This window comes from Thauera sp. WH-2 (genome assembly GCF_048321015.1).
Classification (GTDB): Bacteria; Pseudomonadota; Gammaproteobacteria; order Burkholderiales; family Rhodocyclaceae; genus Thauera.
The window spans coordinates 797,671-818,766 of record NZ_JBLWFG010000001.1 but is presented as its reverse complement, the minus strand read 5'-3'; the positions used below and the strand labels follow the sequence as shown (position 1 = coordinate 818,766).

Sequence of the window (21,096 nt, the reverse complement as noted above, 5' to 3'; positions counted from 1 at the left end):
CTGCACCGGACGAGGTGCCAGCAAAACACGCCGATACATCGAGTGTGGGAACGGGTTGGCGTCGGGCAGTATCATAGCATCCGATGATGCGACGACCTTTCGCCCTCCTGCTCAGTTGCGCGCTTGCGCTGCCCGCTCCGCTCAGTGCCCAGTCGTACGATCTTCCGGATCTGGGCGACGTGGCGGCTACCGAGCTTTCCCCCGCGGCCGAGCGCCGCATCGGTGAAGAGATCATCGCCCAGATCCGCTGGCGGGATGCCGCCTACCTGGATGACCCGGAGATCGAGGAATACGTCAATCGCCTCGGACATCGGCTGGCGGGGGTGAGCAACAACCCCACGCAGGACTTCGACTTCTTTGTCGTGCGCGACCCGACGCTCAACGCTTTCGCGTTGCCTGGCGGCTATATCGGTGTGCATACCGGGCTGCTGCTCGCGGCGCAGACCGAGTCGGAGTTCGCCTCGGTGCTGGGGCACGAGATCGCCCACGTCACCCAGCGCCATATCGCACAGATCGTGGGCAAGCAGAGCCAGTCGGCGATGCTTATGATGGCTTCGCTGCTGGTGGCGGTGCTGGCGGCGCGCAGCAATTCCGATGTGAGTCAGGCTGCGATCGCCGCCGGGCAGGCCGGGGCCATCCAGTCACAGCTCGGCTATACCCGCGCCTTCGAGCGCGAGGCCGATCGCGTGGGGCTGGAGACGCTGGACAAGGCGGGGATGGACGTGCGCGGCATGCCGAGCTTCTTCGAGCGTCTTCAGCGCAACACCCGGGTGTATGAGAACAACGCGCCGGCGTACCTCCGCACTCACCCGCTGACGACGGAACGTATTGCCGACATGGAGAACCGTGTCACGCGAATGCCGTACCGGCAGGTGCTCGACTCCGTCGACTTCCGCTATGCACGCGCGAAGCTGCGTGCAGATGCGGGCCAGCCCGCCGACGCGGTGCGGGACCTGGAGTCCGAAGTGGCGCGTGCGCCCCAGGCGGAGGAGATGGCCTATGGGCTCGCACGCGCGCTGCTGCGTGCAGGACGTGCCGACGATGCCCTGGTGCGTCTCGATGTGGTGCGAAAGCGTGCGCCCGCGTCCCCCTGGCTGGAAACGCTGGCTGCTGAGATCCACATCGCGCGCCGGGACGGTGCGGAAGCAGTGCGCATCCTGGATGCGGCGCGCCGGCAGTTTCCGGCCAGCCGCAGCGTGGCCTATGCGCTTGCCGATGCCCGCATCCAGGCAGGGCAGGCCGGCGAGGCCGCGAAGGCGGTGCGGCGCCTGCTTGACGATCGTAGCGGTGATCCGCGCCTGTGGCAGTTGCTCTCGCGCGCGCACGCTGCACTCGGCGAGCGTAGTGCGCAGCACCGCGCGCAGGCGGAGGTGTATGTACTGCGCGGTAGCTTGCCGGCGGCCATCGAGCAGCTGGAGATCGCGCGCAAGGCGGGTGACGGCGACTTCTATCTGCTGTCTGCCGTGGATGCCCGTTTGCGCGAGCTGCAGCGCAGCCTGCAGGAAGCGCGGCGGCAGCAGTGAGTGTTGCGGCGCTTTGCCGGTTGCCTGCCGTACTTTAGAATCGGTCGCGCTTGAAAACCCCAGAACAAAGGACGGAGAGGATGAATTTCGACAAGGAAGTGGATGCCCGTGGTCTGAACTGCCCGTTGCCCATCCTGCGTGCCAAGAAGATGCTGGCAGAGATGCTTTCGGGCCAGGTGGTGCGCGTGGTGGCGACGGATCCGGGTTCAGTCAAGGACTTCCAGGCATTTGCACGCCAGACCGGGAATGAGCTGGTCAAGCAGGGCGAGACGGCAGACAAGGCGTTCGAGTTCTTCCTGAAGCGGAAGTAGGTTTGCGGCGACGCCGGGCCACGGCGAAGCTGCCTGACGGCGTCATGGCGAACCGCATTCGCGCCTGGTTGCCGTAAGACAGCAAACGGGCTGCCGCGATCAATCGGGCAGCCCGTTTTGTCTTGCCAGCGCAGATGGGTACTTAAGCGCCCAGCTTTGCCAGTTGCGGTTTCAGCTTCTCGAGGGTGGCCTTGAATCCGGCGAGGCGATCCCGCTCCTGCTGGACCACCGCGGCGGGTGCACGATCGACGAAGCTGGCGTTGCCAAGCTTGCCTTCGGCCTTGGCGATCTCGCCGTCGAGGCGGGCGATCTCCTTGCCCAGGCGTTCGCGCTCGGCAGCGACGTCGATCTCCACCTTCAGCATCAGCCGGGTCTCGCCGGCCACCGCGACCGGGGCGAGTTCCTCCGCGCCGATCTCGTCAACGATCTGCACCTCGGCGAGCTTGGCCAGGCCGGCGAGGTAGGGCGCATAAACGGCGAGCGCGGCCTTGTCGCCCGCGGCCACCAGCGGCAGGCGCTGGGCGGGGGAGATGTTCATCTCGCCGCGCAGGTTGCGGCAGGCGTAGATCATTGCCTTCAGTTCGGCGACCTTGGCCTCCGATGCCTCGTCGATGCGGCCCATGTCCGCGCGCGGGTAGCGCACGCGCATGATGCTGTCGCCGTCCTTGCGTCCGGCAAGCGGTGCCACGGTCTGCCAGAGCTCTTCGGTGATGAAGGGGATCAGCGGATGCGCCAGGCGCAGCACGGTCTCGAGTACGCGCAGCAGCGTGCGGCGGGTGGCGCGCTGCTGGGCCGCAGTGCCGGTCTGGATCTGCACCTTGGCGAGTTCCAGATACCAGTCGCAGTATTCGTCCCAGACGAACTCATACACCGTGCGCGCGACCAGGTCGAAGCGGTAGGCCTCGAACTGCGCTGCGACCTCGGCTTCGGTGCGCTGCAGGCGCGACACGATCCAGCGGTCGGCGAAGGAGAAATCGAGCACCTCGGCGGAGCAGGCGACGTTGTCGCCGATGCCGCAGTCCTGGCCCTCGCAGTTCATCAGCACGAAGCGGGTTGCGTTCCACAGCTTGTTGCAGAAGTTGCGGTAGCCCTCGCAGCGCGCGAGGTCGAACTTGATGTCGCGGCCCGGGCTGGCGAGCGAGGCGAAGGTGAAGCGCAGCGCGTCGGTGCCGAAGGCAGGAATGCCCTCGGGGAATTCCTTGCGCGTCTTCTTCTCGATGCTTTGCGCCTGCTTCGGGTTCATCAGGCCGAAGGTGCGCTTTTTGACCAGCTCGTCGAGCGCGATGCCGTCGATGAGGTCGATCGGGTCGAGCACGTTGCCCTTGGACTTGCTCATCTTCTGGCCTTCCGCGTCGCGGATGAGACCATGCACGTAGACGTGATTGAAGGGGATCTTGCCGGTGATGTGCTTGGTCATCATGACCATACGCGCCACCCAGAAGAAGATGATGTCGAAGCCGGTGACGAGCACGGTCGAGGGCAGATAGAGGTCGAGCGCGTCGTTGCTCTTGCCGGGCCACTCGGCGGTCCAGTCCAGGGTCGAGAACGGCCACAGCGCCGATGAGTACCACGTGTCGAGCACGTCGTCTTCCTGGCGCAGGCGGCCGGCGTCGTGTCGGGCATGCAGCAGCGCCAGGCGCTCGGCGATGGCAGGGTAGTCAGCCGCGGTCTGGCCATCGCGCTGGCGCGTCTGGACCTCGGCGTTCAAGGCGTCGATCTCGGCCTGAAGCTCGGCCTTCCAGGCGCGGATCGCTTCCTCCTCGCAGGTGGCGACGTAGATCTTTCCTTCCTCGTCGTACCACGCTGGGATGCGGTGGCCCCACCACAGCTGGCGCGAGATGCACCAGTCCTGGATGTTGTTGAGCCACTGGTTGTAGGTGTTGATCCAGTTCTCGGGGTAGAACCTGATCTCGCCCGAGGCCACGACCTCAAGCGCCTTCTGAGTGATCGACTTGCCATCCGCGCCTGGCTTGGACATGGCGACGAACCACTGATCGGTGAGCATGGGCTCGATGACCACGCTGGTGCGGTCGCCGCGCGGCACCTGCAGCTTGTGTGCCTTGATCTCGAGCATCAGCCCGAGTTGCTCCAGTTCTGCGACCACCGCATCGCGCGCCGGCACGCGATCCAGGCCGGCGACCGTGGCCGGCATCGGCACGCCTTCCAGCGTGATGCCGTCGGTGGTGTAGCGTTCCGCAACCGCGGGCACGCTGCCTGCGAGCGTGAGCACCACGATCATGTCGAGCTTGTGGCGCTGGCCGACGGCGTAGTCGTTGAAGTCGTGCGCCGGGGTGACCTTGACGCAGCCGGTGCCGAACTCGCGGTCGACGTAGTCGTCGGCGATGACCGGGATGTGGCGGCCGGTGAGCGGCAGCGCAACGGTCTTGCCGATCAGGTGGGCGTAGCGTTCGTCCTCGGGGTGCACCATCACCGCGACGTCGCCGAGCAGGGTCTCGGGGCGCGTGGTGGCGACGGTCAGGCCCTTCAGCTCACCGATGGGACCGTCGCTGAACGGATACAGGATGTGGTAGAGCTTCCCGTCCTCTTCCTCGGACACCACTTCCAGATCGGACACCGCGGTGCCGAGCTTCGGATCCCAGTTCACCAGTCGCTTGCCGCGGTAGATCAGGCCCTCGTTGTAGAGGCGCACGAAGGTCTCGGTGACGGTCTTCGACAGGCCCTCGTCCATCGTGAAGCGCTCGCGCTTCCAGTCCGGGCTGGTACCCAGGCGGCGCATCTGGCGCGTGATGGTGCCGCCGGAGTACTCCTTCCACTCCCACACCTTCTCCAGGAAGCGCTCGCGGCCGAGGTCGTGTCGGCTGATGCCTTGGGCATCGAGCTGGCGCTCCACGACGATCTGGGTGGCGATGCCGGCGTGGTCGGTGCCCGGCTGCCACAGCGTGTTGTCACCCCGCATGCGATGGTAGCGGGTGAGCGCATCCATGATCGTCTGGTTGAAGCCGTGCCCCATGTGCAGCGTGCCGGTGACGTTGGGCGGCGGCAGCAGGATGCAGAAGGCGTTGGGGTTCGACTTGTCGAGTCCGGCGTTGAAATAGCCGCGGGATTCCCATTCCGGGTACCAGCGACGTTCGATGTCGGCGGGCTCGAAGCTCTTGGCCAGTTCCATGGTGTTCTACGCGCTTGTAGGCAAAGCGCGGATTATAGCGGATGCGCGCCGCGGGCCCCGATGCGCGCGCCGGCGTGTTCAGGCGCGGGGGGGCGGCGTGTCGTCGCTGTTCTGGTCGAGCAGGGCGCTGATGCGTGCGGAGATCTCCGGCAGCAGGGTGGCGCGCAGGTGGGACTGGACCTCGATCTCCAGTTGCCGGCGCACGCGATCCAGCTCGCGCGAGACGAGTTGAGGCAGCTCGGCTTCGACCCAGCGTGAAATCTCGCGGGCAATCGTGGTGTCGAGTTCGACGAGTCGCTCCGTCAGGTCCGGTAGCGCTGGCGTGCCGGCTGGGGGGCTGTCGGGGAAGACCGCATCCAGGACCGGGTCCGGCCCCTGTGTCGATGGCGCTGGGGCCGCAAAGGATGCGCTGGGTGCTGGCTGGGCTTTGATGGGGGGGGGCGCAAGGTCTTCCCAACGCAGTGGTGCGGCGAGTGGTTCGATGTGTTCGGGTTCAGCTGCGGGCTGAGGCATCGCTTCCGCCGGGCGCCAGCCCGCGGGCGGCTCGAAGTCCTCGACCACTTCGGTGAGGATGGGAAGTTCGTCGTCGTCGAAGCGCTCGTGGGCGGGCTCATGGGGGACGTTGGGTGCTGGCGCGTCGGTCCCGCGGTGACGGCGCAGCAGGGCGTCTGCCTGGTCGATCAGGTCGTCGGCACGTTCGAACTCATCGTCGTCAGGAAACGAGGACCATTTGTTCATAGCGCCTCCCTGCGTTCGGCGTCGAAGGCCTTGAGTTCGCAGCCCAACTCGCGGTAGCGCATCCAGCGCTGGCGGGCAGCGTGCCGTTCTGCAGCGTCGTGTCCGACGATCTCGACCACCATGCGGAAGGCGTCGTGCTCGGCGGGCAAATCGTCGCTGAGGTTGAGCAGCACGTCGCCATGCGGCCAGTTCGGGGCTTCCCCCGCGCATGCCAGCGTGACGGGCGTTTCGCTGGCCAGTGCATGGTCAGCGGGGACATGGGGGATGAAACTCAGCGGTTCGGCCGTCCACAGCAGCTTGTCGAGCGTACGGAGCTGCTCGGGAGTCGTGCAGCGCACCGCCACCTTGCGGCTGCGGCCGTGGGCGTTCGCGACCAGCTCGCAGGCGAGGGCGAGCCGGTCGGGCGTGTTGTGGTAGAAATGAACGCGTGCGGCCATGGCAGGACGACCGTTGCTCAAGCCTTTCTGGCGGCGCGGCCGATCAGGAAGGACGACAGCAGCGGCACCGGACGGCCGGTGGCGCCCTTGGCGTCGCCCGACACCCAGGCAGTGCCCGCGATGTCGAGATGCGCCCATTTGTAGGCCTTGGCGAAGCGCGACAGGAAGCAGGCAGCGGTGATCGTGCCGGCGTAGCGGCCGCCGATGTTGCCCATGTCGGCGAAGTTGCTCTTGAGTAGCTCCTGATACTCCTCCCACAGCGGCAGCTGCCATGCGCGGTCGCCGGATTCGGTGCCGCGGCGCAGGATCTCGGCGGCGAGCTCGTCATCGTTTGCGAGCAGTCCGCTCGGGATCTTGCCGAGCGCGACCACGCAGGCGCCGGTGAGGGTGGCGATGTCGATCACGCACTCGGGCTTGAAGCGCTCGGCGTAGGTGAGCGCATCGCACAGGATCAGGCGGCCTTCGGCGTCCGTGTTGAGCACCTCGATGGTCTGCCCCGACATCGAGGTGACGACATCGCCCGGCTTGGTGGCGCCGCCACCGGGCATGTTCTCGGTGGTGGGGACGAGACCGACGAGGTTGATGGGCAGGCCCATCTGTGCGATCGCCTTGAAGGTGCCGAGCACGCTGGCGGCGCCACACATGTCGAACTTCATCTCGTCCATCTCGGCGGCGGGTTTCAGCGAGATGCCGCCGGTGTCGAAGGTGATGCCCTTGCCGACCAGCACGATGGGCTTTGCCTTGGTCTTGCCACCCTTGTAGTGCATGACGATGAACTTGGGTGGCTGGTGCGAGCCGCGGGCCACCGACAGCAAGGCGCCCATGCCGAGCTTTTCCATGTCGGCGCGTTCGAGCACTTCGACGTCGAACTTGTACTGCTTGCCGAGCGCCACTGCGGTTTCGGCCAGATGCGTGGGGGTGCAGAGGTTGCCCGGCAGGTTACCGAGATCCTTCGCCAGCGCCATACCGGTGGCGATCGCCTGCCCCTGCAGCATGGCAGTGTCGAACCCGGCGTCGAGTTCGCTGCTGACGAGCAGGGTGAGCTTCTTCGTGCCGCGGTGCTTCCTGTCCTTCTTCTTGTCGGTCTTGAGCGCGTCGAAGCGGTAGGCGCCGTCGGCGAGGATGCGCGCGGCCTGCTGCAGGCGCCAGGGCAGGTCACGGCCGCTTGGCCCCACCTCCGCGAGCGTGATCACGGTGTCCTTCGCCGGACTGGAGGCGAGCACCTTCGCGGTGGCGCTCAGCGCGTCACGGTAGGCCTTGTCGCTGAACGCGTCTTCCGTGCCCAGGCAGACAAGCAGAACGCGCTCCGCGTGCGTGCCATGCACGTCGTGCAGCAACAGCGTGGAGCCGGCCTTGTCCTCGAGATCCCCGCGCTTGAGCAGGGCGGAAACGAGCCCTTGCGCCGCATCGTCGACGACTGCGCTGAGAGGGGGGAGCTTGCTGCCGGCGAACACGCCGAGCACCAGCAGGCCGGTCTTCAGCTGTGCCGGGTTGCCGGTCTTTATGGTAAATTCCATCCGCTTTTTCCTTGTAAATACGCCGGTTTCGGATTGCGGTCGATTATGGCCCGTTCGCAAGCAGGGCGTCAAAAAGGCTTCCCGTCTGCATCCGCGCGAGCTGCGCGGCGGGGTGCCGCGTTCCGGTACCGCATCTTGCCCCGCTTCCCGTCTCCTCCGCCTCCTTCTTCGCTGCTTCTTCCGAGCCGATCCGGGCTCGTCGTCCGATGATCTTCCGTCGTGCCTTGCAACGGGAGCTCGCGCAGACGGCAGCCGCGGTGTTCGTTGCCCTGTTCGCGATCCTGATCTCCACCGTGCTCATCCGCCTGCTCGGCCAGGCGGCAGGGGGCAGCGTGCCGGCCGATGCGGTCGCTGCGCTGATCGGCTTCGGGGCGCTCGCGCAGATGCCGACGGTCCTGACGCTGACGCTCTTCATTGCCATCCTGGTTTCACTTTCGCGCAGTTACCGTGACTCCGAGATGGTTGTGTGGTTCGCTGCGGGTGTGCCGCTGACGTCCTGGATCCGGCCGGTGCTGATCTTTGCCCTGCCGCTGGTGCTGGTGATTGGCGCCGGGGCGCTCTATCTGTCCCCCTGGGCGCAGCAGAAGAGCGGCGAATACCGCGCGCGGCTGGACAGTCGCGACGATACGCAGCGTGTCGCGCCAGGCGTGTTTCGTGAATCCTCCAGCGCGCAGCGCGTGTTCTTCGTGGAAGTGGGGGCGGGCGAAGACGGGCGCGTGCGCAACGTGTTCGTCAGCGAGCAGACACGCTCTGGCGGGTTGGTTGTGATCGTGTCGTCCGAAGGCTTCCTGCGCAGTGATGGCGAGGGACGGCGCTACGTGGTGCTGGAGAACGGACGGCGCTATGACGGCACCCCGGGTACGCCGGCGTTCCGCGTGATGGAGTTCGGTCGCTACGAGGTGCAACTGGAGCAGAAGCAGGTCACCAGCCAGCTCGCCCGCACGCGCGCGCAGCCGACCGCATTGCTGCTGGCGCAGCAGGACAAGCGCAGCCTGGGCGAACTGGTCGGGCGCATCGGCGTACCGGTCGTGGCGCTGCTGCTTGCGCTGCTGGCCATTCCGCTCTCCTTTGTCAATCCTCGCGCCGGGCGGGCCAATAACATGCTTATCGCGCTGCTCGTCTATCTGCTCTACAGCAACGCGATCTCGGTGTTCCAGTCCTGGGTGACGCAGGGGCGGGTTGGTTTTGTCCCGGGCCTGTTGCTGCCGCATCTGGTGGTGCTCGGTGCGCTCGGGCTGCTGTTCTACACGCGGCTCGCCGTGTCACCGTTCTGGCGGAGGCGTACATGAGCGTGGTGCTGCTGCGCTATATCGCGCGGGAAATCTTCGGCTCGACCCTGCTGGTGCTGGTCGCCTTCCTCGGCCTGTTCGCCTTCTTCGACCTCATCAACGAGCTCGAGGACATCGGCAAGGGGGGCTATACGCTCTACCAGGCGGTGATCTATGTGGTGCTGACCCTGCCGGCGCGGGTCTACGAGCTGATGCCGATCGCGGTGCTGATCGGTAGCCTCTATGCGCTGGCGACGCTGGCGCGGCATTCCGAGATTACGGTGATGCGTGCCTCGGGCATGTCGAACGGCGCGCTGATGCGCACCCTGGGCCTGATCGGCGTGGTGTTCGTCGCCCTGGTGTTCCTGATCGGTGAGTACGTCGCGCCCCCCGCCGAGTCGGCGGCGGAGGAGTGGAAGCTCAACGCAACCAAGGCCACCGTGTCGCAGCAACTTCGCTCCGGGCTGTGGGTGAAGGATGGGCGGCAAGTGATCAACGTGCGTACGCTGATGCCGGATCGCACGCTGCGCAACGCGCGCATCTACACCTTCGACGAGAACTATGCCCTCGTCTCCATCGCCGAGGCCAGCCAGGGCGTGTTCGACGGGCAGGGTGAATGGAAGTTGCTCGAGGTCGCCCGTACCCGCTTTCACGGTGACCGCACCGAGGTCGAGCACCTGCCGGAAATCGCGTGGAAGTCAGAGCTCACGCCGGAAGTGCTGGGTGTGCTGATGGTGTCGCCGGAGCACATGCAGCTTGGCAGGTTGTGGACCTACATCAAGCACCTGCGCGACAACGGTCAGAATTCGGACCGTTTCGAGATCGCGCTGTGGAAGAAGATCATCTACCCCTTCGCCGTGCTCGTGATGATGGCGCTGGCCATGCCATTCGGTTTCATCCATGACCGCATGGGCGGCGCGAGCGCGCGCATCTTCATGGGGGTCATGCTGGGGGTGGGCTTCCACCTGCTCAACGGCCTGTTCTCCAACCTTGGCATGATCAACGCCTGGCCGCCGGTCATGGCCGCGCTGACGCCGAGCCTGATCTTCCTTGCTGCGGCCGCCTGGCTGATGCACTACGTCGAGCGCCGTTGAGCGCAGACGCTGCCGCTTGGGAAGGCGCGGCATTGGATATGCCGGTGAACGAAAAAACGGGCCCGAAGGCCCGTTGCGAGAAGTGACCGCAGCGCGCTGCGATCAGCCTTCCTGTTGCTGCTGGGCGGCGCGCTTTGCAGCGGCCGCCTTGTAGTCCAGCTTTTCCTTGATGCGAGCCGACTTGCCCGAGCGCTGGCGCAGGTAGTACAGCTTGGCGCGACGCACGTCACCACGACGCTTGACCTCGATGCCGGCGACCAGCGGCGAGTAGGTCTGGAACGTACGCTCGACGCCCTCGCCCGAGGAGATCTTGCGGACGATGAAGGAGGAGTTGAGGCCACGGTTGCGCTTGGCGATCACCACGCCCTCGTAGGCCTGCAGACGCTCGCGGTTGCCTTCCTTGACCTTCACCTGGACGACCACGGTGTCACCGGGGCCGAAGGCGGGGATGGTCTTGCCGGCGGCGACGCGGGCGATCTCTTCCTGCTCGAGTTGCTGAATCAGGTTCATTGCAAAAACTCCATCGATGTTATCGGCCTTCCGCCATCTGCGTCGGCCTGGCCGCAGAGCAGGTCGCAACCTGGTACGTGCCGTTTGTGTAAGGGGTTCAGGTCTGCCGACCTTCCGCCCCGGCTTGCTCCTGCCTGAACTCCTCAAGCAGTTTCAATTCGGTCTTGCTCAGCTGGCGCAACCCGAGCAGGTCGGGTCTGCGCTGCCAGGTGCGGCCCAGCGCCTGCTTGAGCCGCCAGCGGCGGATCGCCGCGTGGTTGCCCGACAACAGCACATCGGGCACTCGATCGTTCTCGTACATCTCTGGCCGCGTGTAGTGCGGACAGTCCAGCAGGCCGTCGGCAAAGGAGTCTTCCTGTGCCGAGTCGGCCGTATTCAGTGCGCCGGGCAGCTGACGCACGATCGCGTCGAGCAGTACCATCGCCGGCAATTCCCCGCCCGACAGCACGAAGTCGCCGAGCGAGAGTTCTTCATCGACCTCACGCTCGATCAGGCGCTGATCCACGCCTTCATAGCGTCCGCAGAGCAACACCAGCCCAGGCTCTGCAGCCAGTTCCATCACCACTGCCTGGTCCAGCCTTCGACCCTGCGGCGACAGGTAGATTACCCGTCCGCTGCGCCCTAGCGCCTGTTCCTGCGCCGTGCGCGCCGCAGCGATCGCCTGTGCGAGCGGCTCGACCAGCATCACCATGCCCGGACCGCCACCATAGGGGCGGTCGTCCACGGTGCGGTGCGGGTCGCTGGTGAAGTCGCGCGGGTTGTGGAGCCCCATGGCGTACAGCCCGCGATCGATCGCCCTTCGTGTGATGCCGCTTCCGGTGAGGGCCGCGAACATCTCGGGGAAGAGCGTAATCACGTCGTAGCGACGTTGCCCACCTTCGATGCCCTTCGGCGCTCCTTCCTGCGTAGCGTCCGTGGAGGCTTGCGCTTCGACCGGAAGCGTGCAAGTCCGCGTCACCAGTCTTTTTCCCAGCTCACCCGGATGCGCCGGGCAGCCAGATCTACGTCCAGCACGTAGGCGGCGACAAAGGGAATCAGGCGTTCCACGCTCCCTTCGCCTTCACCTTCCTGCAATTGCAGCACGTCATGGGCACCGGTCGAAACCAGTCCCTTCACCGTGCCCAGCGCTTCACCGGCCTCGTTCTCGACCGCCAGGCCGACAAGGTCGCCCCAGTAGTATTCGCCCTCGGCCGGCTTGGGCAAGGCTTCGCGCGGCGCGGCGATGTAAAAGCCATCGATCGCTTCTGCGGACGACCGATCGGGGACCTCGGTCAGCGCGGCGACGAGCCCCTTGCCGTGCGCGCGGCAGGCCGCGAGCGTGTATTGCTTCCATTGGGAAGCCGGCGCAGCGTCGTCGCTGCTCAGCCACCAGTGGGACATCTTGCGCCACGACAGTGGATCGTCACCGAAGGGGTGGATCTTGACCCACCCTTGAACGCCAAAAGGGGCGACGATGCGCCCCAGTACGATCATGCTTCGTTCCGCCGTGGCAGACCGCAGCCGATCAAGCAGCCTTGGCGGCCTGCTTGACGAGGCGGGCAACCGTCGGCGACAGCTGGGCGCCGTTCTGCTGCCAGTAGGCCAGGCGCTCGGTGTTGATCACCAGGCTCTGTTCGGCGCCGGCAGCGATCGGGTTGTAGTAACCGACACGCTCGATGAAGCGACCGTCGCGACGATTGCGCGAATCAGCAACGACCATGTTGAAGAACGGGCGCTTTTTGGCGCCACCACGGGCAAGGCGAATGACGACCATCTGTTATTCCTGATCGGTGGATGCGAAAAACCGCGGAGTATAGGCCTTTGCTCCCGAGACGGCAAGAATAATGCGCAACTTTCCTGTGCATGGAGATGGGCCGAAAGGGCCGCTTCCCCGTAGCGGTGGAGCAGATAGAATGCGGTGTGCCCGACAGCGCGACCGACCATGAACACGTCCCCACTTCTTTCCGACGAAGCCCAGGCCCTGCTCGACCTGTTCGAGGATCGGGCTTTTGCGCCTTCGGTCGAGGGCCTCGAGGCCCTGCGCGATCCGCTTTGCGCGGTCCTGCAGAGGGGCGGTGCGCTGGAGGGGGGAGGTGTCCGTGTCGGCGTGGCGGCGGTGTCCTTTCTGCGGCGACTCTGCGCGGATTATCGCGCCGAGGCGGCGGGCTGCCCGCTGCCGCTTGACGAGGCGCTGTTCGCACGCCAGGCGGCATTGGGCTCCTTGTTGATTGCTGTTTCGGGCGGGTTGCTCCAGTTTGTCGAATCCGGTGCCGGGGGCAGTGCATCCGAACGGGATGCGGCCGCTGCGCACGCTTTCGAGGCGGTGCTCGAAGTCTTCCGTGTCGCGGGGCTCGCGGCGTCGGACGTGCCCGAGGGCAGTTGGCGGCTCGCACATCGACTCGCGCGCTCTACGGGGATCGGCACGGCTGCCGGGCAGCGCCTCGCGCCCTGGTATCTGCGCCTGCTCACGCTTGCCGCTTCACAGCCCGATGCGCTGACCGGCCGGGAACTCGTGTGGCTGTTCGATTTCCTCGATGAGCGCCTGCTCTCGGTTGCCGATCTTACGCGGAGCAGCCCGGCGGCGACTGCGGCGCAGTGGTGGGTGGACCTGGCGGGCGACGCTCCACCGGTGGCGGTCGCGCGCAGGCCTGTGCCGGCCGAGCGGGAGGGTAGCTCCGAGATCTGGTCCTTCAATCCCAGGCCGATGGCGCAGCGCTTGGGCGAGTGTATTGATTGGGTAACGGCGAACCTGACTGCCGCGGAGCTTGCCGGCGCCCAGGACGAACTTGCGCCGGAGGCGCTGCAGGGCGCGGGTCTGCCGCCCGGGCTGAAGGTCCTCGAGGCGCTCGCGCTGCTCAAGCGCTTGCGTGGTCTGTGGATGGCCGTTCCGGTGCGGGAGCAGCCGCGTCGCGCCCGGCACTATGCAGTCCAGGTGTGCGTCGGGCTGCATGCGATGTGGTTGCTGGGAAAGGATGCTGCGCGCCCGCTGGCCGGCATCCAGAAGTGGGAGGTCATCAACGAGAGCCCGGGTGGGCTTGCGATCATGAGCGTTGCCGGCGTCCGGGGAGAGATTGAATCGGGCTCCACACTGGCTCTGCGGCGCGACGCCGAACAGCCTTGGTCCATCTGCATCGTGCGTTGGGCGCGCAGCGAGCACCCGGGGCAACTCGAGCTTGGCTTGCAGATCGTCGGCATCGGTTTTCAGCCGGTGGAGGTCGGTTTTCGCGGCCGGGCCGCGAAGAAGCTTGAGCCCGCGCTCGCCCTTCCGGCGATGGAGCCCGTGCGGCGCCATCCCGCCATGCTTGCGCCCGCTGGCACCTATGCTTCGCGCCGCTTTGTGTTCGTGCGCGAGGGCGCGTCGCTCTACATCGCGCAGGCGCGTGCGCTCGGACTCGACATGCAGACCTCGCGTGTCGAACTGTTCCAGTACGAGCTCGATCCGTATCCGATCTGATCCGGCGCCCGCGAGTCGGGATCCGAGGTCCGGAGCCCGTTACCCGGAACCCGCAGGGCTGCCGGGGGACGAAGGGTATAATTCGCCCCCCGCCCTGGAACACAGCCCCCATGCACGAAATCCTCGTTCTCTACTACAGCCATCGCGGCTCGGTACGCGCGCTCGCCGAACAGATCGCCGTTGGCATCCATCAGGTCCCCGGGGCGTGTGCGCGGGTCAGGACTGTGCCGAGGGTTTCCACCGTGTGCGAGGCGGTGGAGGACGACATCCCGGCGGATGGCCCGCCCTACGTCGAGGTCGCCGATCTTGAGGCCTGCATCGGGCTCGCACTGGGCAGTCCGACGCGGTTCGGCAACATGGCGGCGCCGATGAAGTATTTCCTGGATGGCCTCGCTGGCGCGTGGGTCAACGGCGCGCTCGAGGGCAAGCCGGCCTGCGTGTTCACGTCCTCGGCGAGCATGCACGGTGGTCAGGAGAGCACGCTGCTGAGCATGATGCTGCCGCTCTTTCATCACGGAATGCTGGTCATGGGGCTGCCCTTCAGCGAGGGGGTGCTGAGCAGCACACGCTCGGGCGGCACGCCCTACGGGGCGAGCCATGTGGCGGGGGGGGACGGGCAACCCGAGCCCAGCACCGACGAGGTTCATCTGGCGCAGGCGCAGGGCAGGCGGCTGGCAGAGACGGCGCTGCGCCTGGCGGGTGTGCGATGAGTGCGCAATCGCTGTCCAGGCTTTCCAGCGTCCTGCTGCTGTCCCTGATCGCGCTCTGTGTGGTGTGGGAAGGCTGGCTCGCGCCGCTGCGACCGGGCGGGTCGTGGATGATGCTGAAGGCGCTGCCCTTGCTCCCGGCGGTGTTCGGTGTGCTGCGCGGGCGTCGCTATACCTCGCAGTGGCTGTCGATGCTCTCGCTGCTGTACTTCACCGAGGGCGTATTGCGCGCCACGGATCCCGGTCTCACCGGACTGTTCGCAATCGTGGAGATTGCGCTTTCGGTCGCGCTGTTTGCCAGCACCATGTTGCACGCGCGCGCTACCGCGCCGTCGCGGATGCAGTGACGCGGGGGAGGAAGGGGCAGGGGGCTTGCGCCCTCAGTCTGCCTGCCCCTGCGTGTGACGGGCTCAAACCTGCGGGTTGAGGCGCTCGGTGCCGACGTGCAGCTTGTTGAGCGCGTTCAGGTAGGCCTTGGCCGAAGCGACGATGATATCGGTGTCGGCGCCTTGCCCGTCCATGACGCGCCCTTCGTGCGACAGGCGAACGGTCACTTCGCCCTGGGCGTCGGTCCCGGTGGTGATTGCATTGACCGAATACAACAGCAGTTGGCTGCCGCTCGTGACGATGGACTCGATCGCCTTGAAGGCCGCATCCACCGGCCCGGAACCTTCGGCACGCGCATGCGATTCATGTCCGCCCACGGTGAGCGTGAGCTCGGCCACCGGGGTTTCTCCCGTTTCGGAGTGGAAGCGGGTCGACACCAGGCGGTACTGCTCGGGCGCTGGCGTGACGGCCTCGTCGCGCATCAGTGCGGTGAGGTCCTCGTCGAAGATCTCCGACTTGCGATCGGCGAGATCCTTGAAGCGGGCGAAGGCCTGGTTCAGGTGCTCCTCGCTTTCGATCTCGATGCCAAGCTCCTGCAGGCGGGCGCGGAAGGCGTTACGGCCGGAGAGCTTGCCGAGCACCAGCTTGTTGGCACCCCAGCCCACGTCTTCGGCACGCATGATCTCGTAGGTTTCACGGTGCTTGAGTACGCCGTCCTGGTGTATGCCGGACTCGTGCGCGAAGGCGTTGGCGCCGACGATGGCCTTGTTGGGCTGCACCGGGTAGCCGGTGATCTGCGACACCAGCTTGGAGGCGGGCACGATCTGGGTGGCGTCGATGCCAGTCTCGACCGGGAAAATGTCGGCGCGCGTGCGTACCGCCATGACGATCTCCTCCAGCGAAGCATTGCCCGCACGCTCGCCGAGGCCGTTGATCGTGCATTCGACCTGGCGGGCGCCGGCGCGTACCGCGGCGAGCGAGTTGGCCACGGCCAGGCCGAGGTCGTTGTGGCAGTGCACCGACCACACCACCTTGTCGGCGTTGGGGACGCGCTCGATCAGGGCGCGTACGGTACTGGCGAACTGCTCGGGTACGTTGTAGCCGACGGTGTCGGGCACGTTGATCGTCTTCGCGCCGGCCTGGATGACCGCCTCGAAGATGCGGACCAGGAAATCGATCTCGGAGCGGCCGGCGTCTTCGGCCGAGAACTCGACGTCGTCCGTGTATTCGCGCGCCCAGCCGATTGCCTTGACCGCCTGCGCGACGACCTCGTCGGGTGTCATGCGCAGCTTCTTCTCCATGTGGATCGGGCTGGTGGCGATGAAAGTGTGAATGCGGCCGCGGGCTGCGGGGGTGATTGCTTCGCCCGAGCGGCGGATGTCCTTCTCGTTGGCGCGGGCAAGGGAGCAGACCGTAGAGTCCTTGATCGCTTCGGCGATGGAGCGAACGGCCTCGAAGTCTCCGTTGGAGGCGGCAGCGAAGCCGGCCTCGATGACGTCGACCCGCATGCGCTCGAGCTGGCGGGCAATGCGCAGCTTCTCGTCGCGGGTCATCGATGCGCCCGGGCTCTGCTCGCCGTCGCGCAGGGTGGTGTCGAAGATGATCAGCTTGTCTTTCATGGCTTGCTCCCGGGGTCGGTCAAATCGCCTGCCGTCGATGCGTCAGGGCCGTCTTTCTGGTCTTTCTGTGCAGCGGAGGCGGGTGGGGCCGGTGGCTCCTGCCTCGACTGCCTGCGTCTGTGCCAGCGCAGCACGGCAATCACATAGCCCGATGCGGCATAGACCAGGAAAAGTGCGAACAGGATCCCCGGCGGATAGCTGGAGATGAGCGCGAAGGCCAGTACCAGTGCGATCAGTACGATGAAGGGGACGCTCTTGCGCAGGTTGATGTCCTTACCGCTCCAGAACAGTACGTTGCTGACCATGGAGACGCCGGCGAAGATGGTCAGCGCCGCGGCGTACCCACGCAGTTCGTCGCCGCTGAAGCCGTTGTCGATGCCGACCCAGACCATGCCGGCAACGAGGGCGGCTGCGGCGGGGCTGGGCAGGCCCTGGAAGTAGCGCTTGTCGACGACGTCGATGTTGGTGTTGAAGCGGGCCAGGCGCAGAGCCGCGCCGGCGCAGTAGATGAAGGCGGCCATCCACCCCAGCTTGCCGAGATCCTGCAGCGCCCACTCGTACATGACGAGCGCGGGTGCTGCGCCGAAGGAGACCATGTCGGAGAGGGAGTCGTACTCGGCACCGAATTCGCTCTGGGTATGCGTCATCCGGGCGATGCGGCCGTCCAGTCCGTCGAGCGCCATGGCCACGAAGATCGCTACTGCGGCGTATTCGAAGCGGTCGTTCATCGCCTGCACGATGGCGTAGAAGCCGGCGAACAGCGCGGCCGTCGTAAAAAGGTTCGGCAGGATGTAGATACCACGCCGACGTTTCTCGATGACCGGCGCGAGATGCGGTTCGTTGTAGGGCACGTTGGGCTTACCAGCTAGAGATCCTGAATGCGCATTCTAGCGCAGGCGCGCGTATGCCCGGCGCTCCGGAGCGCAAAGCGCAGTGATTGCCTGGCCCGCGCAGGTGGCGGAAAAAGCACAAGGCCGGCCCCGCGCGTGCGGAGCCGGCCTTGTGCATGATGCCGGAAGCGAAGATCAGTTCTTCGACTTGTCGACCAGGGCCTTGGCCTTGATCCAGGGCATCATTTCGCGCAACTGGCCACCGACCTGCTCGATCGGGTGGGCTGCGTTCAGACGGCGGCGGGCGGTCATGCTCGGGTAGTTGGTCTTGCCCTCGAGGATGAACATCTTGGCGTATTCGCCGGTCTGGATGCGCTTGAGCGCATTGCGCATGGCTTCGCGCGATTGCTCGTTGATGACTTCCGGGCCGGTCACGTACTCGCCATATTCGGCGTTGTTCGAGATCGAGTAGTTCATCGTCGCGATGCCGCCTTCGTACATCAGGTCGACGATCAGCTTGAGCTCGTGCAGGCACTCGAAGTAGGCCATCTCCGGCGCGTAGCCGGCTTCGGTCAGGGTCTCGAAGCCCATCTTCACCAACTCGACGGCGCCGCCGCACAGCACGGCCTGTTCGCCGAAGAGGTCGGTCTCGGTCTCTTCACGGAAGTTGGTCTCGATCACGCCGCCCTTGGTGCCGCCGTTGGCTGCAGCGTAGGACAGGGCGATGTCACGCGCCTTGCCGGACTTGTCCTGGTAGACCGCGATCAGCGACGGCACGCCGCCCCCGCGCAGGTACTCGGAACGCACGGTGTGGCCGGGGCCCTTCGGGGCGACCATGATCACGTCCAGGTCTTCACGCGGCACGACCTGGTTGTAATGCACGTTGAAGCCATGCGCGAAGGCCAGCACGCCGCCCTTCTTGATGTTCGGCTCGACTTCTTCCTTGTAGACCTGCGGGATGTTCTCGTCCGGCAGCAGGATCATGACGACGTCGGCGCCCTTGACGGCCTTGGCGATCTCTTCGACCTTCAGGCCGGCAGCCTTGGCCTTGTCCCAGGACGAGCCGTCCTTGCGCAGGCCGACGGTGACCTTGACGCCCGAGTCGGACAGGTTCTGGGCGTGGGCATGGCCCTGCGAGCCATAGCCGACGATGGTGACCTTCTTGCCCTTGATGAGGGAGAGGTCGGCGTCCTTGTCGTAATAAACCTTCATGTCTTTCCTTTGTTTGGCGGGTCGGTACGTGAAAACGGGAACGTTGTTTCTTGTGCTCAGACCTTGAGCACGCGGTCGCCGCGGCCGACGCCGCACACGCCCGAACGCACGGTCTCGAGGATCAGGGCCGGGTCGATGGCGCCGATGAAGGCGTCGAGCTTGCCCTGATTGCCGGTGAGTTCGACGACGTAGGAGGCGTCGGTGACGTCGATGATGCGGGCGCGGAAGATGTCGGCGGTGCGCTTGATCTCCTCGCGGTCCTTGCCGGTGGCGCGCACCTTGACGAGCATCAGTTCGCGCTCGATGTGGGCGGCCTCGGAAATGTCGACGACCTTGACCACTTCCACCAGCTTGTTCAACTGCTTGGTGATTTGCTCGATGATCTCGTCCGAGCCCGTGGTGACGATGGTCATCCGCGACATCGAGAAGTCTTCGGTCGGGGCGACGGTGAGCGACTCGATGTTGTAGCCGCGCGCCGAGAACAGCCCGGAGACGCGCGAAAGCGCGCCGGATTCGTTTTCGATCAGGAGGGAAATGACGTGACGCATGGTGTTGTGTTCCGCAATCGGTGGGTGGCGATCAGAGGTCTTCGGCCGACAGGATCATCTCGGTGAGACCCTTGCCGCCCTGCACCATCGGATAGACGTTCTCGGTCGCGTCGATCTGGAAGTCGAGGAACACGAGCTCGTTCTTGTGCGTGGTGAAGGCCTCGCGCAAGGCGCCTTCGACGTCGGCGGGCCTGTCCACGCGGATGCCCACATGGCCGTAGGACTCGGCCAGCTTGGCAAAGTCGGGCAGGGAGTCCATGTAGGACTCGGAGTAACGGCCGCCGTGGAACAGCTCCTGCCACTGGCGCACCATGCCCAGGTAGCGGTTGTTCAGGTTGCAGATCTTGATCGGCAGGCGGAACTGCTTGCAGGTGGATAGTTCCTGGATGTTCATCTGGATCGAGGCTTCGCCGGTCACGCAGGCCACCGGCATGTCCGGGTTGGCGAGCTTGGCGCCCATCGCGTAGGGCATGCCGACGCCCATCGTGCCCAGGCCGCCCGAGTTGAGCCAGCGGCGCGGCTTGTCGAAGCGGTAGTACTGCGCGGCCCACATCTGGTGCTGGCCCACGTCGGAGGTGATGATCGCCTCGCCGCCCGTCACTTCCCAGAGCTTCTGGACGACGAACTGCGGCTTGATGATTTCGTCCGAGTTCCGGTAGACCATGCAGTTGCGGCTGCGCCACTCCTCGACCTGCTTCCACCACGCAGCGAGCGCCTCGGGGTTGGGCCGGGCCTCGCCGGACTCGAGCTGGCGGATCATCTCGTCCAGCACTTCCTTCACGTCACCGACGATGGGGATGTCGACGCGCACGCGCTTGGAGATCGAGGACGGGTCGATGTCCACATGGATGATCTTGCGCGGCTCTTCGCAGAAGTGGTCGGGGTTGCCAATCACGCGGTCGTCGAAGCGGGCGCCCACGGCGAGCAGCACGTCGCTGTAGTGCATTGCCATGTTGGCTTCGAAGGTGCCGTGCATGCCGGGCATGCCCAGATACTGGCGATCGCTCGCGGGGTAGCCGCCCAGGCCCATCAGCGTGTTGGTGATCGGGTAGCCGAGCAGGCGCGTGAGCCTGGTGAGTTGTTCGGCCGCATTGGAGAGGATCACGCCGCCGCCGGTGTAGATCATCGGGCGCTTGGCTTCGAGCAGCAGTTGCACGGCCTTCTTGATCTGGCCCGAGTGGCCCCTGACCACCGGGTTGTATGAGCGCATCGAGATCTCTTTCGGGTACTCGAAGTCGCAGCGCTGCATCGACACGTCCTTGGGGATGTCGACCAGCACCGGGCCGGGGCGGCCGGTGCGTGCGAGGTAGAAGGCCTTCTTCATCGTGGCGGCGAGGTCGCGCGCGTCCTTGACGAGGAAGTTGTGCTTCACGCAGGGGCGGGTGATGCCCACGGTGTCGACTTCCTGGAAGGCGTCCTGACCGATCGCCGCAGTGGGGACCTGACCGGAGATGATCACCATCGGGATCGAGTCACAGTAGGCGGTGGCGATGCCGGTGACGGCATTGGTGGCGCCCGGGCCGGAGGTTACCAGCGCGACGCCGACCTTGTGCGTGCTGCGCGCGAAGCCGTCGGCGGCATGCACCGCGGCTTGCTCATGGCGCACCAGTACATGGCGCACCTGGTCTTGCTGGAACAAGGCGTCGTAGATGAAGAGTACCGAGCCACCCGGATAACCGAAGACGTATTCGACCTTTTCTTCCTGAAGGCACCTGATTAGAATTTCGGCTCCGGACAGCACCATCGCGAACTCTCTCGTATCTAGGGGTTTGAATAAACGCAGAACGTTACCGGCCGCTGATGGTTTGGTCAAGGCTGGCGGGGCTTTCACGCCCATGTCCGCGCATGTCATGACCCTGCCGGATTTCTGCATCGGCTGCGGCCTTCCGGCGCCG

20 protein-coding genes are annotated in these 21,096 nt (G+C 65.7%); 7 read left to right on the top strand and 13 right to left on the bottom strand.

All coding sequences use genetic code 11. The annotated features are described in order from the left end of the window. The first annotated feature begins 83 nt into the window (after positions 1 to 83). Together ACNKW1_RS03915 and ACNKW1_RS03910 are read left to right on the top strand one after the other, a co-directional pair. Positions 84 to 1,523 carry a M48 family metalloprotease gene (locus tag ACNKW1_RS03915; RefSeq protein WP_418363273.1) on the top strand — a complete coding sequence of 480 codons (1,440 nt, stop codon included), beginning with the start codon at positions 84 to 86 and terminating at the stop codon, positions 1,521 to 1,523. An 80-nt stretch (positions 1,524 to 1,603) separates the two neighbouring features. Beyond that, positions 1,604 to 1,834 carry a sulfurtransferase TusA family protein gene (locus tag ACNKW1_RS03910; RefSeq protein ID WP_418363272.1) on the top strand — a complete coding sequence of 77 codons (231 nt, stop codon included), beginning with the start codon at positions 1,604 to 1,606 and terminating at the stop codon, positions 1,832 to 1,834. Between the two features lie 142 nt (positions 1,835 to 1,976). On the opposite strand, the gene ACNKW1_RS03905 is transcribed toward ACNKW1_RS03910, so the two are convergent. From ACNKW1_RS03905 to ACNKW1_RS03890, 4 genes are all read right to left on the bottom strand, one after another. Beyond that, positions 1,977 to 4,961 (bottom strand): valine--tRNA ligase, encoded by a 2,985-nt coding sequence (locus tag ACNKW1_RS03905; RefSeq protein ID WP_418363271.1) that lies wholly within the window; start codon positions 4,959 to 4,961, stop codon positions 1,977 to 1,979. A 78-nt stretch (positions 4,962 to 5,039) separates the two neighbouring features. Then, entirely contained in the window at positions 5,040 to 5,699 is a 660-nt protein-coding gene (locus tag ACNKW1_RS03900; RefSeq protein WP_418363270.1) for a hypothetical protein, read from the bottom strand. Further along, the gene (locus ACNKW1_RS03895) at positions 5,696 to 6,136 is read right to left on the bottom strand and encodes a DNA polymerase III subunit chi (protein WP_418363269.1); all 441 of its coding nucleotides are present in this window, start codon (positions 6,134 to 6,136) and stop codon (positions 5,696 to 5,698) included. The genes ACNKW1_RS03900 and ACNKW1_RS03895 overlap by 4 nt, the downstream gene beginning before the upstream one ends. A 17-nt stretch (positions 6,137 to 6,153) precedes the next feature. After that, the gene (locus ACNKW1_RS03890; protein ID WP_418363268.1) at positions 6,154 to 7,653 is read right to left on the bottom strand and encodes a leucyl aminopeptidase; all 1,500 of its coding nucleotides are present in this window, start codon (positions 7,651 to 7,653) and stop codon (positions 6,154 to 6,156) included. Between the two features lie 206 nt (positions 7,654 to 7,859). Between ACNKW1_RS03890 and lptF the strand changes: the two genes are divergently transcribed. Further along, positions 7,860 to 8,942, top strand: a complete 1,083-nt coding sequence (lptF, locus tag ACNKW1_RS03885; RefSeq protein ID WP_418363267.1) for an LPS export ABC transporter permease LptF — start codon at positions 7,860 to 7,862, stop codon at positions 8,940 to 8,942. Next, the gene (lptG, locus tag ACNKW1_RS03880) at positions 8,939 to 10,015 is read left to right on the top strand and encodes an LPS export ABC transporter permease LptG (protein ID WP_418363266.1); all 1,077 of its coding nucleotides are present in this window, start codon (positions 8,939 to 8,941) and stop codon (positions 10,013 to 10,015) included. Before lptF ends, lptG begins: the two co-directional genes overlap by 4 nt. Positions 10,016 to 10,117: 102 nt before the next feature. Here lptG and rplS read toward each other — a convergent pair whose 3' ends face one another. The 4 genes from rplS to rpsP form a co-directional block, all read right to left on the bottom strand. Beyond that, positions 10,118 to 10,525, bottom strand: coding sequence for a 50S ribosomal protein L19 (gene rplS, locus ACNKW1_RS03875; RefSeq protein WP_418363265.1), 408 nt, complete (start codon positions 10,523 to 10,525; stop codon positions 10,118 to 10,120). Positions 10,526 to 10,622: 97 nt separating this feature from the next. Continuing rightward, positions 10,623 to 11,381, bottom strand: a complete 759-nt coding sequence (gene trmD / locus ACNKW1_RS03870) for a tRNA (guanosine(37)-N1)-methyltransferase TrmD (RefSeq protein ID WP_418363360.1) — start codon at positions 11,379 to 11,381, stop codon at positions 10,623 to 10,625. Positions 11,382 to 11,479: 98 nt separating this feature from the next. After that, entirely contained in the window at positions 11,480 to 11,998 is a 519-nt protein-coding gene (gene rimM / locus ACNKW1_RS03865) for a ribosome maturation factor RimM (RefSeq protein WP_418363264.1), read from the bottom strand. Between the two features lie 31 nt (positions 11,999 to 12,029). Beyond that, a complete protein-coding gene (gene rpsP / locus ACNKW1_RS03860) occupies positions 12,030 to 12,278 on the bottom strand; it encodes a 30S ribosomal protein S16 (RefSeq protein WP_418363263.1) in 249 nt (82 codons plus the stop codon). 168 nt (positions 12,279 to 12,446) lie between these two features. Here rpsP and ACNKW1_RS03855 point away from each other — a divergent pair, with 168 nt between their 5' ends. From ACNKW1_RS03855 to ACNKW1_RS03845, 3 genes are all read left to right on the top strand, one after another. Further along, complete coding sequence (locus ACNKW1_RS03855; protein WP_418363262.1) at positions 12,447 to 13,958, top strand: hypothetical protein; 1,512 nt, start codon at positions 12,447 to 12,449, stop codon at positions 13,956 to 13,958. A gap of 110 nt (positions 13,959 to 14,068) precedes the next feature. Continuing rightward, positions 14,069 to 14,668, top strand: coding sequence for an NAD(P)H:quinone oxidoreductase (wrbA, locus tag ACNKW1_RS03850; protein ID WP_418363261.1), 600 nt, complete (start codon positions 14,069 to 14,071; stop codon positions 14,666 to 14,668). Beyond that, positions 14,665 to 15,012: a DUF2069 domain-containing protein gene (locus tag ACNKW1_RS03845; protein WP_418363260.1), complete on the top strand. Its 348-nt coding sequence runs from the start codon at positions 14,665 to 14,667 to the stop codon at positions 15,010 to 15,012. The genes wrbA and ACNKW1_RS03845 overlap by 4 nt, the downstream gene beginning before the upstream one ends. 63 nt (positions 15,013 to 15,075) lie before the next feature. On the opposite strand, the gene ACNKW1_RS03840 is transcribed toward ACNKW1_RS03845, so the two are convergent. The 5 genes from ACNKW1_RS03840 to ACNKW1_RS03820 all read right to left on the bottom strand — a co-directional run bounded on the left by ACNKW1_RS03840 (position 15,076) and on the right by ACNKW1_RS03820 (position 20,945). Beyond that, the gene (locus ACNKW1_RS03840) at positions 15,076 to 16,611 is read right to left on the bottom strand and encodes a 2-isopropylmalate synthase (RefSeq protein ID WP_418363259.1); all 1,536 of its coding nucleotides are present in this window, start codon (positions 16,609 to 16,611) and stop codon (positions 15,076 to 15,078) included. Next, positions 16,608 to 17,462, bottom strand: coding sequence for a CDP-diacylglycerol--serine O-phosphatidyltransferase (gene pssA, locus ACNKW1_RS03835; protein WP_418363258.1), 855 nt, complete (start codon positions 17,460 to 17,462; stop codon positions 16,608 to 16,610). Before pssA ends, ACNKW1_RS03840 begins: the two co-directional genes overlap by 4 nt. A 174-nt stretch (positions 17,463 to 17,636) precedes the next feature. Then, a complete protein-coding gene (ilvC, locus tag ACNKW1_RS03830) occupies positions 17,637 to 18,653 on the bottom strand; it encodes a ketol-acid reductoisomerase (protein ID WP_418363257.1) in 1,017 nt (338 codons plus the stop codon). Between the two features lie 56 nt (positions 18,654 to 18,709). Beyond that, positions 18,710 to 19,201 (bottom strand): acetolactate synthase small subunit, encoded by a 492-nt coding sequence (gene ilvN, locus ACNKW1_RS03825; RefSeq protein ID WP_418363256.1) that lies wholly within the window; start codon positions 19,199 to 19,201, stop codon positions 18,710 to 18,712. 31 nt (positions 19,202 to 19,232) lie between these two features. Continuing rightward, positions 19,233 to 20,945: an acetolactate synthase 3 catalytic subunit gene (locus ACNKW1_RS03820; RefSeq protein WP_418363255.1), complete on the bottom strand. Its 1,713-nt coding sequence runs from the start codon at positions 20,943 to 20,945 to the stop codon at positions 19,233 to 19,235. Positions 20,946 to 21,096: the final 151 nt, after the last annotated feature.